The organism is Sphingobacterium alkalisoli (genome assembly GCF_005049105.1).
In the GTDB taxonomy this organism is placed as follows: domain Bacteria; phylum Bacteroidota; class Bacteroidia; order Sphingobacteriales; family Sphingobacteriaceae; genus Sphingobacterium; species Sphingobacterium alkalisoli.
In genome coordinates this window covers 414025-429170 of record NZ_SUKA01000003.1, presented here as the reverse complement: position 1 = coordinate 429170, position 15146 = coordinate 414025, and the positions used below count along the sequence as shown (strand labels likewise).

Here is a 15146-nt window from a genome sequence, read left to right as displayed (position 1 = left end):
ATACAGCATCCCGAAAGCGGCTTTCGGGATGCTGTATACTAAAGTATATTTTCCAATTTTTTCATAAGCTGGTCTCCTCGCAAACCCACTGCAACAATCTTACCCTTAGGATCGATTAAATAGTTTATAGGAATGGACTGTACGTCATAGCTTTGGGCAGCAGCATTATCGAACCCTTTGAGATCGGATACGTGAATCCAGGGAAGACCATCTTTTTCAATGGCATCAATCCATTGCTGCTTACCGCTTTCTTTATCGAGCGAAACGCCAAGTATCGTAAAGTTTTTGTCTTTAAACTTTTCAAATGCTTCAACTAAATGTGGATTTTCAGCACGACAAGGGATGCACCAGGAAGCCCAAAAGTCAAGCAATACGTACTGACCACGAAAGTCTGACAGGCTAACTGGCTTACCCGAGACATCATTCATCGTAAAATCAATGGCATCCTTTCCTAGTCCCAGTTTTTTTGCACCAAGCAGCAACCGTGAAACGCGTTGGCCATCCTCGGAATCACGCCACACGGGTGCCATATTAGTGTATATTTGTGACATCTCTTCGTAACGTTGGCTGAGGAGATTAGGTCTAGCTATTTGTTTCATCAGGTCAAACGACACTTGAGAGTTCGGATAGGATGCTAAAAAATCCAGATACACACTATCTCGCTTAGCAGCAAAGCGTTCTTCCTTTATATCGTTGTCGGTCAAGCCGACAGCGTTAAGACTCTGCTGAAGTATACTGAAATCATGCTGAACAGCGGCTCCCTTTATAGTGGCAGTTTCTACACGTTCTCCTTTTATCGTGGTGATTCCCGCATCAAGATAGAATTGAGTGCTCTCGCCTCGTTTCTTTGTTTTTGCTTCCTCTTCTTTAGAATAACCAACGAAAAGAAGGACTTTTACAGGTTTATCAACATTCCCTTTCAGTTCGAAATGACCTTCACGGACACGTGTCGTATCGTGTTTAAACGTTTTTCCGTTATGGTAGGCCAAAAGAACCGCACTACCTTCCATTGCAGGACTTGATATGTCTCCTTTGAGGTGGAAGGTTTCCTGCGCAACAGCTGTATGTAACACGAATAAGCTTACGCACAGCACATATAGTGTTTTTAAGTTTTTAGATTTATGCATGTTATTTATTTTACGAGTTCCTGAATTTTGTTAAATAAGGTTTCGCCTCGGAGGTTGGTTGCCACAATCTTTCCCTGGCCATCAATCAATACATTTTGTGGAATGGCCCGCACACCATATAGTGCTGCCGCTGGTTCTTTCCAGCCTTTGAGACTGGAAACATGATACCATGGCATGCCATCCTGCTCAATGGCGGCTTTCCACCGACTTTCGTCATCGTCTAGCGAAACACTGAGAACCGTAAATCCTTTGTCTTTAAACGCGTTGTATGTTTCAACGACATGTGGATTTTCTTTGCGACAGGGACCACACCAGCTAGCCCAGAAATCGACCAGCGTATATTTATTTTTAGCAATCACTTCCTTTAGACTAAGGGTTTTGCCCTCTGGCGTAGTAGAGACAAAGTCTTTATAGGCTGTCCCGGTCAACTGACCTTTGGCAGCAAGTAATCGTTCTTCTAATTGCTGCCCAAGTGGGGTCTCCTTTAATTCCGTACTCAATTTTTCATAATAGGGATAGGTGGTCTCGTAGTTGGCCAATCTTCCCAGCGCAGTTTTATCGAGATAATAAAGAGAGACGTAAGAGGCGGGGTTTTCTGCTACAAATTCATGAACTATTTGTTGCTTAGCGCTGTGTTGTTTACTGATCTCGGGTATCAACTTCGCTATAAAAGCTTTCTTTTCTTCACCTTCTGGCATCATTTTAAACGTGTTCAATCCATCGAAGAGCTTTGTCTCTGAAGGCCGTATTTGTTTGGCCAATCGCTCATGTGCTTCTGCCATTTTTGTGCCACTGATATGCGCATAACGAATGGAGTCGGGGGCGGATACACGGATGGTTCCTTTTGACAGAAACAAATCAATGAAATCGACAGTTTGTCCCTCCTGGATACCCAACTTGCCTATGGTAGGCGAAGTTATATGCCCTTCTAATTTGAAACGGCCGTTCTTCACGATAACGCTATCTGTGATTTTGGTTGTATCGTTAACGTAGTACAACTTGATGAACTTGTCATTGTGCCGTGGATTTGCTTTGCCTTTTATAGTAAAATTTCCACTTTGCGAAAAAGATGCTACCGGACTGGCTAACAACGTGATTAATATCCAAATATGTATTAGTTTCATGTTCTTTTTTATAAATGTCTATAAATTAATTTACTGCTCGCCAGTTGATGTCTTTTACCTTGATCATATCTGTCCAGGTGCTGTTTTCTTGTGGCAATAGCTCTACGACATCAGGATTCATACCTACCCTAAAACGCTGTAGAGTTCCCTTCTCTATGCTGTTATATGTAGCTATATATAGACTGTTGGCAACATGGTCGATCTGTGTGTCAAATTTTAACATCGTAATATCGTCGTTTCCGATCTCGGGAAAGGTATATAGCTTCTCAAAATTGGTGCTATAATCATAGGCGTATAGCTTATTGTCTACTGAATAAAAAATTACGCTCCGGTTGGAAGAGAAAGCGTAGAAATCTGCTTTATCAAAATCGGTCGCAATTGACTTGACCGTATAAGCCGCGCGTTTAGCGGGATTGGTTCCATTGGCGTAAAATTTATAGATATGGCAGGTATTGTCGTTGTCTTTCATAATGGCAAACGAATTTCCATTGGTCGAGCCGCCGTCGGTGTTACGGGTGTTTTCTGCATAGACAAGGGTACGACCTGCTGGTTGATTCCAAGGGAAAACATCATTTGCTCCATCGGTTAATACAACAGAGGAAGTAGCGATAGCAATACCGGTAAAATTCAAGAAACGTTGGTCTTTCGTGTCGTACCACATAAACGTGCTCATGCTGTTTATCGGATAAAGTAAATATGGTGCCGCAGGGATTAGATCCTCCTGCGCGGAAGCCACCCTGTTTACGGGGTTGTTATAATAGTCTCCGCCTACGAGTACAGGAGCGCCTGCAAAGATATCGCCGCCAACAGTAATAAGTGCACGATATAGGGTACTACCGGTAGCACCCGCAGCCGTACGTATCTGTGGTGCTACCACTATCGGTTGAAGCGTTTCAGCATTAATATTATCCGACGTGTAAACGAATCGACTAAAAATATTGGCTGTTGTAGCGGCCATTGTTGCGCGATCTAGAAAGTAAGATCCTGTATTGGTCATCACCCATAGACGACTGTAGGTAGCCGTGCCACTTGTATGAAAGAAACTAACCGGTCCACGCAAACGCGGAAGCTCTGTTCCAGACAAAATATTCCTGATATGCACAGTATCAGAAAGCATAGCAAGCATCTCAGCTTCCGCAAATCCCTCCTCGTCTTCGCCTATAATAAGCAAACCCTTAGAATAGGGTGTGCTAACAGAGATCTTTGTATTAGCCGTCCAAGTGACGCCGGTTACCTGATCCAACACCCTATAGAACAGATCATAGGATGCAGGGCTAAGTTTTATCGGATATTCGACATTTTTCTCTCGACTGATGGTATCAAAGGCCGACGTACCTAACTTTAATATCCAAAGGTGGCTGTAGCGAGATTCGTCGGATTCGTCCATTGTTTTGGTAATCGTGGGTACAATACGCAATGTGTCGATATTTGTGCGCATTACATACGTATCGTTTACGCCTTGGATATCCAGCTCATTGATGTCGTGATATTCGTAATTACCGAGATCCTTGCTACAGGCATTCAGGATTAGCATACTTAAAAATGCTATTTTATAATATATTTTCATGTTATGTCTTAATTATTTGTGAAGATTAAGGTCCAGGAACGTAGGGTACACCAAGATAGGAAGTCCAGGGCACCGAGCCCATCCACATCAGCCGGCCGTCATCTTCAAGTACAGGATTTTTTTCGTTCAAACGCTTGATTAAAATCGCGGCACCATCACTGGATATGAGCATTTGACGAACCATGGGCATAGTTTCAGTACTTGCAAAATCTTCATATGTCAATCCAAGGTTTTCCATCAGAAACTCCATCTTTTTACGTGTGAATACACCAAATAAACCTGATTCACGATTACCTGATTGTAGTGATCCGGACCACACGGCAGGCTGTATCATGATATCATTAATTCGTAAAGAATGTAGACCGGCATCAAATTCGGGTATGACTATACCTGAATTAAATTCAGGTATTGCATCCCATTCAGGAAAAGACAGTTCGAAATCCCTCGTTGGAATAAGACGCAATCCCAACGTTACGGGGTTTTCTTCCAGATCGGGCGTACGCTTAAGTCTGACTTTAACCAGGGTAGATACGGCACCTGACGGAATAGTCCATTCTTCCTGTATCGGTTCGTAATGCTGTCCGTCGACCGCTGTAGTTGAGTCTGCATTGACGGCTAGTCGGAAAGTCCGATCATAATCCTTCACAGGCCCTGTGATCATTACTTTTACAGGAAACTCTATTTCCTCTGTTCCGATACGGACAAAATCGACATTGCTATAAGGTTGATATGGCCAAAGGCTCTCCAAGATAGTAGAACTATTGTTGTGGCGTACAGAAAAATAGACACCTTCTTTGCCTTGGTATGGCATTATTTCTTTCTCACAGCCAATGAAAACGGTGGTCGCCAGCAAGAACAGGGTAAAACGTAGTAAATTTTTCATATCGTTATGCTTTCGTTTAGTTTCTTTGTGCGGTTTCGCTATCCGGCAGCGGAACTACGTAATTGTTTAATACCATTGTTTTTTCGGGAGTTATATTCAGAACGGCCGAATTAGGAATCGATTGGTATGAATTCCTTTTGTAAAAAAAGAACATTTGACCTTCGCCCAGCATTTCACGTCTAAACTCCTTGCCGATTTCTAATTTTAAAGCGGCGGGATCTGCAAATGATAACGAAACGGTATTTCGTGCTGCACGTAGTTTATTGAAATAAGCGGTGCCCTGCGCCAGATCGGGATGACATTCGGCAGCGATCAATAATAGCTCCGAAAGACGGATTAATGGTATCATATAGCGACCGGGACCATCGACGATATCAGCATATTTCATATTCGTAGTAGCTGTTGTTGTTCCAGTCGATGCGCTTTGCCAAATTCGGCGACGAAAATCATTCTCGTTGTCATAATAAGCACGCACACGGGTTTCATTCACATCGCCCTCAGTAAAAGATAATTTTTGGGTAGGCAGCAAGTTTACATCAAATAACCGTCTGTACATTTCACTGCGTTTGATGTCATATAGTGAGAACATAACTTCAGTAGAAAACATACGGTCTGGTCTGTCAACATCGGTTGCCGCGGTAAATGTAACATAAGGAAAAATGTTCTTTTCTGAAGATTGTACTTCGAAAAGAACTTCTTCAGCATGCAACAAAGCTTCTGTACGATTGCCTTCCCAAAGGTACGCACGCGCTAAAAGCGCTTTAACCGCATAATAGTTCAAACGATATTGCCGATAATAAAAATCGTTGGGACCAGAGGTATTGCTGTAATTTCTGACACCCTGGGTACGGATAGGATCAGATTCCAACAATCCTAACGCTGTTGTCAGATCAGCTTTCACCCGCAGCATGACTTGTTCTGAATTCAGCAGTGGCAACACATCATATCCTGTTTGATTGACGTATGGAATACTTGTCTTGTCCTTGTTCTCTGCACTGTGAATCGGCCCGAATAGACGGAGCATATCCAGATGTATCATTGCTCTCAGTGCAAGTGTTTCTCCTTTTATAATGTCATAATAAGGTTGAGGTAACCGTTCACTCGGTGCGTTTCCACATTTTTCTATAATAACATTGCAGTTAGCAATCAATTCGTAAGCTTTACGCCACGTATTGTCGAATGTAGCTTTTACGTTGGCATCTGTGTAGGTGAACAATGTGAACTTTTCGAAAATATGGGTAGAACTTTTAATATAATAATATTGCGCCAATACGTCAATCATGCCGGCACTCATATTCTGTCCATACAAATCCGGATGAGCCATCTCTACATAGACTCCATTAAGTGCCTTCATAAAGCCGGCACTATTGACAAAAAGCTGATCCTCTCCCAAGCGATCGACAGGTTTAACGTCTACCCATTTGCTACAGGACAGGGCCATCAACCCAATGAAAAGGATTATAATTATTTTATGCAGTGTTTTCATACTTTTTTCTTTTTTTTCTTAAAAACGAACGCCCGCCGAAAAGGAAACCGAACGTGCAAATGGATAGTCTATGCCTCTTTCATTTTTGATCGTCGAGATATGGAAAATGTCATTCATATATGCCCGAAAAGTCACCGAGGATGCACGGATTGATTTGAGCCAGGGAGCGTTCATACTCTCATAACCGATAGAAAAGGATTCCCCAATCAACATGTCGTTGTCTTCGACAAATCGCGATGATATCGGTGTTTGTTCGGTCCTGGAAATCGCTTTGAATTTAGCATCATCGCCAGGTTGTTTCCATCGATCATATAGTGCACGCTTGTCCTGATTAAGTACTACATTTCTAGAGGAGATATTTTCTACTTTTTCGTATAAAGTCTGCATAAAGGCTTGTCCGCCTACACGATATCTTAGATTGATGGACGCAGAAAATCCCTTGTAAAAAATATTGGTACCTATAACGCCCTCCAGATCTGGGTCACTGTTCCCTACGACGACTTCGTCCTGAAAATTATAAACAAAAGTCTGCTCGCCGTTCTTGTTTAAGAAGATCTCGCGCCCGGTAGCGGGGTCTATCCCTACGGAGCGTACGGCCCATAGATCAGAAGGGCTACCCCCGTCGTAATACCGTACGAGATTACGGCTTCTATTCGTTTGATTAAAATTATTCAGTTGGTTTCCGATATTGCTATATTCTGCGTTAAGTTGTCGCATATTAAGATTGATACGCCAATTGAACTGCCTATGCTGGATTAAGGTATAATCACTGGTTACCGTGAATCCCCTTGTCACCTGCTCGCCAATATTTTGAGAAGCCGTGGAAACACCCGTAGAAGATGGCAAAGATACCTGTACCAATAACGGATCTGTACTTTTTACAAAATAGTCGATGTTGAAACGTAAGCGGTTTGCAAAGGTGACGAAATCGAAACCTATATTACGGTCTAGGGTTGTCTGCCATTTCAAATTTCTATTCCCCATATTACTCACTATCGTACTCGCTCCAAAGGGATTACGATTTTCATTGTTGTAACGGTAAATCCGCATGGAGATATAGTCGTCAAAGTTTTGATTGCCGGGGTTCCCGATAGATCCGCGAATACGTAACTGATCGATCCACCCTAAATCTTTGATGTTCCCTTCATTGTGCAGATTCCAAGCCAACCCGAAAGACCAGATATTTGAAAATTGTCTTTCTGCACCAAACACTGAAGCCCCATCCGAACGTAGCGTCGCATCGGCTAGAAAACGCTGATCATAGGAATAACCCATATTTAAAAAAAAGCTGGCGCCACGACGTTTTGATTCACTAAAATCGGAACGCTGTCCGGCACGATAACCCAGTGCGAAATTGGGATTGGAGAACTCATCATCGACAAAACCAAAAACCTGATATGCACTCCGTTGGCGCGTAGCTTGTTCCATACGCCCACCTATCACGGCATTGAGCATGTGCTTTTCTGCAAACAGCTTACCATAGGTGACAGCGAGGTCGCCATCGTAATTCATATTTTTACCGTTTGTCTCCCGGTAGCGGCCCCGCTCCAAAGGATCTGTATTAAGAAATTCGGTATTAAAAGGGGAGCGGAATACTTCATCACGTGTCGAAAAGCTTCGAAGACCTAAACGACCGCGGACGCGCAAAGATTCTAGCGCTCGCCATTCCATTTCGAAGTTGTTCGTAAATCCTTGCGATCCTTCTTCATTTATATTTAGATTGCTCACATCATAAAGCGGACTGTATACCGGAGCCTCACCAGATCGTGTAGCACTAAAATCCTCCAACAACATTTTCACCGAACCATCGGCATTGTATTTACGGTGATAGGGATTGGCTCGCGAAAAGTCAGAAAAGGGTGAAGTTTCCTTATTGGCAATTACGTTATCGAGACTCAACGAATTTGTAAAGGATACATTTCCTCTTCGATATAATATGCGTACATTCCCGTTAGTAGCCTGCCTATCGGATCCTTTCATTACCCCATTGGTAATCCCGTGGTTGAAAGACACGCTGTAACGCAGATTGGCATCTCCTCCTTCAGCAAACAATGTGTGCCGTTGTGTAAGTGCAGTACGAAGGGGTTCATTGGGCCAATATGTATTAACACCACGTTGTACCTCTTTGAGACGATCTAGATAATTGGCTTCGCTATTTAGATTGGCGCCTAGAATAATCTTTCCATCTGAATTGAGCAAACCGTAAAAACCGGATAATAGTTCAAACTGGAGTTTTTCCTGTGCATTCATCAAATTGTAGTCCGTAAGATCTGCAAAACTTATATTTCCGTTAAGCGTATAATTAACACGCAACTGCCCTGGTGTAGGGCGCTTGGTTTCTACCACAACTACTCCATTGGCCGCTTTGGATCCGTAGATTGCTGCCGCCGCCGCATCTTTTAGTAAAGTAATACTCTCAACACGATCCATACTCAAATCAGAAATTATAGAAAGGGTACTCTCAAATCCATCTAGTATGAACAAAGGTTGGTTCGGGTTAGTTTCAAACTCGTCCGTAAGCCCGATCACGCTACTTTTTCCACGGATCTCTATATCGGGCATACGATTAGGATCGGATCCGAAAAGGTTGTTGTCTATGATAGCAAAAGACGGATCTAGGGTTTTTAGGCTTTGGAGCACATTCTGATTGCCGACCATGCTCAATTCCTTGGCCGTGTAGGTCGCCGCAGATCCGGTGAAACTTTCGCGGTCACGTTGATAAATACCGGTAATGACTACATCTTTAATGGCATCGGCAGCGGGTTCCAACTGGATGAATAAGTTTTCTTGATCTTGATACTCCATTTCCAACGCCTTCATTCCTATATATGTAAAAACTAAAAATGTTCTGCCTGTCCCGGAGGGCAACGCGAGTCGAAACCGTCCCTTTGCATCGGTACTACTGCTCAGCTTAGCTCCTTTAACCTGTACTGTAACACCTTCTAGGTGTTCTTTGGTTTCGGCATGCTGCACCACTCCGAGAATATATCTCTGTTGTACATCGGATTTGGAAACAAGGACTGCTGGACGTTGTGTTTTTCGCAACAGTGAAATGGTTTTATCTTCGAGCTGATAAACAATGGTTTGATTTGCAGTTACTTGATCCAAAAAATCGACCAAGCTCATGCCACGAGCATCTATATCGACAGGCTTTGCTGATTCTAAAACGCTTTTGGAACTGAATACAGTATAGCCTGTTTGCTGTCGGATAGCCTCTAAGATGCTGCTAAAGGGAATGTTTTTCCCCCTTAAGCTAATTTGTTGAGAATAGCTGGAAGCACTTGCTGTTAACAAGCCAGCTATCATTAAAAACATGATGATCTTCATCACTCGTGTTAAGTAATTTATATTCATTAATTTTACCGTTGATTTTGGTTGGTGCAATATCTGCTTGTAATGTTTAGGTAATTGTCGCAAATCAGATCGTAGGGGAAAGGATGGCAGTCCTTTCCTTCTTTTTTTGATTTGACGTACAATCTGTTTGGATTGATGGTTCGTGTTATTTCATAGGCATTTAGATTTTTAAGTGTTATATTTTCTTTCCTTTGATGATAAGCTTGCGCGTCGCGGTATCTAAGCTATAGTTAATGTCGGCGACGTCGAGTACACGCAGGACCAGGCCTATGTTTTGATTGCGGAAGGCATCGCCTGCTAATTCGACAGCTGGAACTTTTCCTTCATAGGCAATGGTCAGATCATACCAATGGCCAATTTCAGTCATTACCTCAGCAAAAGATTTACCATCGAAGCTAAACTTTCCGTCGCGCCAAGCGGTATAATTACGTACGTTAACTTCTTGCAAGCGTGTACCTGCCTGGTTAGTGATGGCCTGGCTTCCGGGGGACAATATTATTCGTTTTTGCTTGTCTGCTATAGCAATTTTCCCTTCTATTAGTGTCGTTTTGCTAACGGATTGATCGGCATAGGCTGATATATTAAATTGCGTACCTAGCACTTCAATATCTTGTTGTTTGCTGACTACTTTGAAAGGGACCTTTGAACCATCTTTACGGTATGCTGAAGTAACATTGAAATATGCTTCCCCGTCTAACTCAACTATGCGCTGCTCATCTTTAAAATATGTCGGATATTTTAAAGATGACGCTGCATTTAGCCATACCTGTGTGCCATCAGGCAAGGTAATTTGATATGTACCTCCACGAGGTGTTTGTAAGACCATCTTTGGCGCTGTACCGTGAGGCTCCTTGAGTGATCCTTCGTCCGTCACTCGGGTACCGTCATTGTAGCTGATCCCGTCACTCATCACAATGCCATCTTGTGCATTACTTAGGTTGATTTGACTCCCATCGGCTAATGTAAGTGTTGCTTTGTTCCCGCCTGGTTCGATTTTCGTACTAATTACAGGGGAAGCTACTTCCTTATGTATATAGACTTCATTCGTCCAAAGGCCAATAAATGCGATTAAAACTGCGGCGGCGGCGGCGATCCAATAAAATTTACGTATCCGGTAATGACCTTTCGGCTTGTCTTCATTTATTTTCTTAAGTAGTCCATTTAGTACGCGAGCCTTCAAATGATCGCTGCTCTCTTCTTCGGTTAATGGAATAGTCACTTCATTATCACTATGACTGGTATACCAATTCGCTAAAGCGTGCAATTCATCGGTATTTATACTGCCATTATTGAATTTGTGAACTAATTTTTCAATGTATTTCGGATCTTGGGTCATTATTTTTGCCTATCTACTTATATAGACAGAAAAATAAAGGGGGAGGGTGAGTCGAACTCGTATTTTTATTGCTTTTTTATTAAAAGTGACTTTAAAGGGTTGATTATTGAAAAAAAATAGGGATAAATACAAGTGTGGTCAATAATTTCGTGTTGTTGCGTATGTCTTTATTAGCTTTCTTGAGATGAGATTTAACCGTGTTTTCTGAAAGTTGTAATTTTTCAGCGATTTCCTTCGTCGAAAAGCCTTCATGTCGGCTTAAGGTAAATACCAATTTGCATTGTGCAGGCAAGGAACGGATTACACTATCGATCTGTTGCTCTAATTCTCGCATAATCAACTCATGTTCTGGCGTATGAAGATTTATCTCTTCGGCTGGGGGAAATCCTTCTGCCTTTAGTCTTTCGCGATAGCGACGATCTAAGATATTAAATGATTGATTGCGTATGGCACGAGCCAGATAGTTAGCGAGTTCATCTTTAACCAATGAAAAATTTTCGCGTAATTTCCATAATTTATACAGTACATCTTGCACACATTCTTCCGCCTCCTCTTGATTACCCAACCTGTTAAACGCAACAGCCAACATTTTTTCCCAATAGCGATCATATATCTCGATTAATACACGCTCATCACCGCTACGCATCAGTTGAACTAGCTCTTGATCACCATAAATTTTATAATCCACCATTACTCATGTAGGTACCTACCGTACAAACTTAGAGAAAGTTGATTTTATATGCAATTAAAATACATTTGTTTTCCATTGGTGCGTATCGTCTTCAAAAATTTCTCTACCCCAGATCGGCAGTTCATTTTTTATCCGTTCGACGACCTCACTGCAGGCTAAGGTCGCATCATTCCTGTGCTTTGAAGAGGTGAAAACAAACAGGCATATCTCTCCCGCATGTACGACTCCAAGACTATGGTATATGTGCATACAGGTAAGTTGGTATTTTGCAAAGATATCCTCCCTGATCTCGGTCATTTTGTTTAATGCCAAATCTTCATAGGCGGTATATTCTATGGCTTTAACCTTTTTATTTTCTATCACGTCGGATCTGATCTGTCCTAAGAAAATCTGGTGCGCGCCAATATCCGTTTTAGAAGCATGCCTAGCGATACTTTCTGCGATCGAGCGTGGCGAGATAGCGCTATTTTGAAATATTTTTTTAACTTTATTCATTCTTTTAAATTATTGATACCTCCGTCTAGGTGGCTGATTTTGTAAGCTTTCCCTAACTGCTCATGCAACAATTTCATTCCTATGAAACTCCGCTTACCGGACTGGCAGATTACAATAATATTTTGTTGCTGAATCTGAGTCGCCTTTTCTGTTAAATTAGACAAGGGTATGGCTAAATGAGGGAATCCGAGCTTGGGGTATTCCCCTGGCTCACGAACATCGATGATCACCGTATCTGGAAGGTTTGCCATTTCATAAAGGGATGACGGACAAATTGTTTCACTTCTTTCAGATTTCATTCCGCAATGAAGATTATAATCCGTCAGTTGAAGGTCCGCTAAGGAGGTGGGATATGCAATGCTCGACGTTATCTGCGCGGGGATATCAAGCAATATCGTTTGATAGTTTAACAAGTTGATAGTAAGTAGCTTATTGGATAGTGAATTTCCGATACCTGTTATCAATTTAATAACTTCTGTTGCTTGTATTGTTCCGATCATACTTGTCAAAACTCCCAATACGCCGGCATCATTACAATCTGGAACTTCTGATGGCCGTGGTGGTTCAGGAAAAAGATTTCTATAGCTCGTTTTCAAGCCTTCATCATTGGGGATATTGAAGACTGCAACCTGACCCTCGTATTGATAAATAGCGCCAAAGACCAACGTCTTCTCCATCAACCTACAAGCATCATCAATCAGATACCGTGTGGGGAAATTATCGGTACAGTCCACGATTAATTCGTAATCTGATAATAGTTCGATGATATTTTTGGTGTTCATCTGTTCCGAAATCACTCTTATGCTGATATCCGGATTCATTGATCTAAGTCTGCTGGATGCAACTTCAGCTTTCAATTTACCTACATCGTTAGTCGTGTATAACACTTGTCGTTGCAGATTGCTGAGAGCGATCACGTCATCGTCTACAATACCAATATTTCCCACGCCAGCAGCAGCTAGATATTGAAGTACCGGACACCCAAGCCCTCCAGCTCCTATGATAAGAACGCGGGCTGAAGCAAGTTTTTGTTGGCCTTCCATGCCAAATCCATGCAGTTTTAGTTGTCTGTCGTATCGCTCTAGATCTAACATAGCTTATCCTCCTGAATAGGGCGGCATTAAAGCCACGATATCGTTACTCTCCAGTTTTGTGTTACCTGAAATAATTTTTTGGTTCACTGCAATACGCAATTTTAGATGGCTTAGCATCGGAAATTCCGCATAGAGGTTCTCCATTAATTTGTCTGTGCTTTCAGCATCGATATTCAGATCTGAAAGTAAAATTTCCTTTAACCTACCAAAAGCCATAACTTTTATACCCATAATTCTTTCATATCTATGCGGTTGTAAATAATAATTTAAAAGCAGCAACCAACAACACGACTGCTAGTACATATTTTAATCCATTTTGGTTTAGTTTCTTGGATGCAAAATAAGCTCCCGCTAACCCTCCCATAAATGCGAAAATGATATACATCCACATATTGCTTGTGAAGGCAATATCTTGTGTGAGCATACCAGCTAAACCGGAAACGGAGTTGACGAAAATGAAAGCCGCACTTATAGCCGCGGTTTGCTTTTGGTTTGTCCATTTCAATAGAATCAAAACCGGAGATAACAAAATACCACCGCCTATTCCGATCATCCCAGATAACAAGCCTATAAACCCACCAAATACCAGAGACAGGTATAGGTTCGGGTCTTTTAATTCGTCATCTTTTGGACTCCTAAAAAAGAAAAAACGAATAACCGGGAAGAGTAGTAAAACACCCAAAATACGTTTGTATAATGCATCTTCCATATTAATCATTCCACCGACAAAAGCGAAGGGAATGGAAGCAATCGCAATGGGAATAAACGTACGAATTTTAAAATGACCATCTCTGTAGTATTGGATAAATGCGGTCAGCGATACAAAGAGATTAAGTACGAGTGCTGTCGGTTTCATTTCCTGCGGTGCGGCGCCATATAATGCCATTAATGCAAGATAGCCGCTTGCACCACCGTGTCCTACCGCTGCATACAATGCTGCCACAATAAATAATAAGATGTAAAAAGGTTCTATATCCATATTATATTACCTGTACTCTCCATCATCCGCCTATTGTTATCATACTTCGGTTTTGAATAACTTCTGCATCTATATTTTCAAATGTCCCATTTAGTTGACCACCCTGTTTTTTTTCCTTAGACCAAATAGCTGGTTGAATAATAGACAAAATTTCTTTTCCCTGTCTTAATGGGGTAAGAAGATCCGTCTCCTGTTTTGAAAACAAACAATTTTTCAATTTTCCATCAGCGGTAAGCCTCATTCGGTTACAGCCACCACAGAAGGGTTCACTCATTGTAGAGATAATGGCAAAACTACCCTTATGGCCTGTAATAGTATATCCTTTTGCCGTATCGTGAATTCCGATCTGTTTGGATGTGAAAGCATATTTTTCACCGATGGTATCTAATATCTCCTTTTGGGTCATTACCTGATTGCTACTCCATTTATTCCCGCAAAAAGGCATAAACTCAATAAAACGAACTTCTACAGGATATGCTTTTGTAAATTCTATAAAATCGCAAATTTCATCATCATTAATTCCTTTCATTAATACCACATTGATCTTGGCTGTAATATTATTAGCCAATAGCAGATCAATGTTCTTGCTGACCCTATGAAATAAATCCCGGCGGGTTATTTTTAGAAATTTATCAGGTTGTAGCGTGTCAAGGCTTATGTTGATACTGTGGAAATTAGCTTGAAGGATCTCGGGAAGTAAGTCATCAACTCGTATTCCATTGGTGGTGCAGGTTAATTGCACTGGTAATTTACCTAGGTTGAAAATAATTTGGGCCGCATCTTTACGTACAAAAGGTTCACCCCCGGTAATCCTGATTTTATTTACACCTTGCTGAACAAATATATGAGCTAACCGATCAATCTCCTCTACTTGCATAAGCCTTGAAGGAGGAGTAAAATCATATTTCTCTTCGGGCATGCAATAAAAACAACGGAGATTACAATTGTCTGTTAATGAAATCCGAAGATAATTATGTGTTCTACCAAATTGATCTATTAACATGTCGATT

General features: G+C 41.6%; 13 protein-coding genes. All 13 read right to left on the bottom strand.

Going from position 1 to position 15146, the window contains the following annotated elements:
* Positions 1-38 precede the first annotated feature (38 nt).
* The 13 genes from FAZ19_RS11505 to moaA all read right to left on the bottom strand — a co-directional run bounded on the left by FAZ19_RS11505 (position 39) and on the right by moaA (position 15139).
* Positions 39-1127, bottom strand: a complete 1089-nt coding sequence (locus FAZ19_RS11505) for a TlpA disulfide reductase family protein (protein WP_136820869.1) — start codon at positions 1125-1127, stop codon at positions 39-41.
* Between the two features lie 5 nt (positions 1128-1132).
* Positions 1133-2251 carry a TlpA disulfide reductase family protein gene (locus tag FAZ19_RS11500; RefSeq protein ID WP_136820868.1) on the bottom strand — a complete coding sequence of 373 codons (1119 nt, stop codon included), beginning with the start codon at positions 2249-2251 and terminating at the stop codon, positions 1133-1135.
* Positions 2252-2276: 25 nt separating this feature from the next.
* A complete protein-coding gene (locus tag FAZ19_RS11495; protein WP_136820867.1) occupies positions 2277-3818 on the bottom strand; it encodes a PKD-like family lipoprotein in 1542 nt (513 codons plus the stop codon).
* Between the two features lie 25 nt (positions 3819-3843).
* Positions 3844-4701, bottom strand: coding sequence for a DUF4843 domain-containing protein (locus FAZ19_RS11490; protein WP_136820866.1), 858 nt, complete (start codon positions 4699-4701; stop codon positions 3844-3846).
* 16 nt (positions 4702-4717) lie between these two features.
* The gene (locus FAZ19_RS11485) at positions 4718-6187 is read right to left on the bottom strand and encodes a RagB/SusD family nutrient uptake outer membrane protein (RefSeq protein ID WP_136820865.1); all 1470 of its coding nucleotides are present in this window, start codon (positions 6185-6187) and stop codon (positions 4718-4720) included.
* 18 nt (positions 6188-6205) lie between these two features.
* Complete coding sequence (locus FAZ19_RS11480; protein ID WP_229707491.1) at positions 6206-9541, bottom strand: SusC/RagA family TonB-linked outer membrane protein; 3336 nt, start codon at positions 9539-9541, stop codon at positions 6206-6208.
* A 175-nt stretch (positions 9542-9716) separates the two neighbouring features.
* A complete protein-coding gene (locus FAZ19_RS11475) occupies positions 9717-10877 on the bottom strand; it encodes a FecR family protein (RefSeq protein ID WP_136820864.1) in 1161 nt (386 codons plus the stop codon).
* Positions 10878-10980: 103 nt separating this feature from the next.
* Entirely contained in the window at positions 10981-11568 is a 588-nt protein-coding gene (locus FAZ19_RS11470) for an RNA polymerase sigma factor (protein ID WP_136820863.1), read from the bottom strand.
* A 54-nt stretch (positions 11569-11622) separates the two neighbouring features.
* Positions 11623-12063, bottom strand: coding sequence for a molybdenum cofactor biosynthesis protein MoaE (locus FAZ19_RS11465; protein WP_136820862.1), 441 nt, complete (start codon positions 12061-12063; stop codon positions 11623-11625).
* A complete protein-coding gene (locus tag FAZ19_RS11460; protein ID WP_136820861.1) occupies positions 12060-13157 on the bottom strand; it encodes a ThiF family adenylyltransferase in 1098 nt (365 codons plus the stop codon). Before FAZ19_RS11460 ends, FAZ19_RS11465 begins: the two co-directional genes overlap by 4 nt.
* Before the next feature lie 3 nt (positions 13158-13160).
* Positions 13161-13388: a MoaD/ThiS family protein gene (locus tag FAZ19_RS11455; RefSeq protein WP_136820860.1), complete on the bottom strand. Its 228-nt coding sequence runs from the start codon at positions 13386-13388 to the stop codon at positions 13161-13163.
* Between the two features lie 13 nt (positions 13389-13401).
* Complete coding sequence (locus tag FAZ19_RS11450) at positions 13402-14136, bottom strand: sulfite exporter TauE/SafE family protein (protein WP_136820859.1); 735 nt, start codon at positions 14134-14136, stop codon at positions 13402-13404.
* A gap of 22 nt (positions 14137-14158) precedes the next feature.
* Entirely contained in the window at positions 14159-15139 is a 981-nt protein-coding gene (moaA, locus tag FAZ19_RS11445) for a GTP 3',8-cyclase MoaA (RefSeq protein WP_136820858.1), read from the bottom strand.
* Positions 15140-15146: the final 7 nt, after the last annotated feature.

Bases quoted from the DNA above. Each gene is read 5' to 3' on its own strand.
- FAZ19_RS11465 (WP_136820862.1), bottom strand. From the start codon at position 12,063: ATGAATAAAGTTAAAAAAATATTTCAAAATAGCGCTATCTCGCCACGC.
- FAZ19_RS11505 (WP_136820869.1), bottom strand. From the start codon at position 1,127: ATGCATAAATCTAAAAACTTAAAAACACTATATGTGCTGTGCGTAAGC.
- FAZ19_RS11480 (WP_229707491.1), bottom strand. From the start codon at position 9,541: ATGAATATAAATTACTTAACACGAGTGATGAAGATCATCATGTTTTTA.
- FAZ19_RS11495 (WP_136820867.1), bottom strand. From the start codon at position 3,818: ATGAAAATATATTATAAAATAGCATTTTTAAGTATGCTAATCCTGAAT.
- FAZ19_RS11485 (WP_136820865.1), bottom strand. From the start codon at position 6,187: ATGAAAACACTGCATAAAATAATTATAATCCTTTTCATTGGGTTGATG.
- FAZ19_RS11460 (WP_136820861.1), bottom strand. From the start codon at position 13,157: ATGTTAGATCTAGAGCGATACGACAGACAACTAAAACTGCATGGATTT.
- FAZ19_RS11475 (WP_136820864.1), bottom strand. From the start codon at position 10,877: ATGACCCAAGATCCGAAATACATTGAAAAATTAGTTCACAAATTCAAT.
- FAZ19_RS11450 (WP_136820859.1), bottom strand. From the start codon at position 14,136: ATGGATATAGAACCTTTTTACATCTTATTATTTATTGTGGCAGCATTG.
- FAZ19_RS11490 (WP_136820866.1), bottom strand. From the start codon at position 4,701: ATGAAAAATTTACTACGTTTTACCCTGTTCTTGCTGGCGACCACCGTT.
- FAZ19_RS11455 (WP_136820860.1), bottom strand. From the start codon at position 13,388: ATGGGTATAAAAGTTATGGCTTTTGGTAGGTTAAAGGAAATTTTACTT.
- moaA (WP_136820858.1), bottom strand. From the start codon at position 15,139: ATGTTAATAGATCAATTTGGTAGAACACATAATTATCTTCGGATTTCA.
- FAZ19_RS11500 (WP_136820868.1), bottom strand. From the start codon at position 2,251: ATGAAACTAATACATATTTGGATATTAATCACGTTGTTAGCCAGTCCG.
- FAZ19_RS11470 (WP_136820863.1), bottom strand. From the start codon at position 11,568: ATGGTGGATTATAAAATTTATGGTGATCAAGAGCTAGTTCAACTGATG.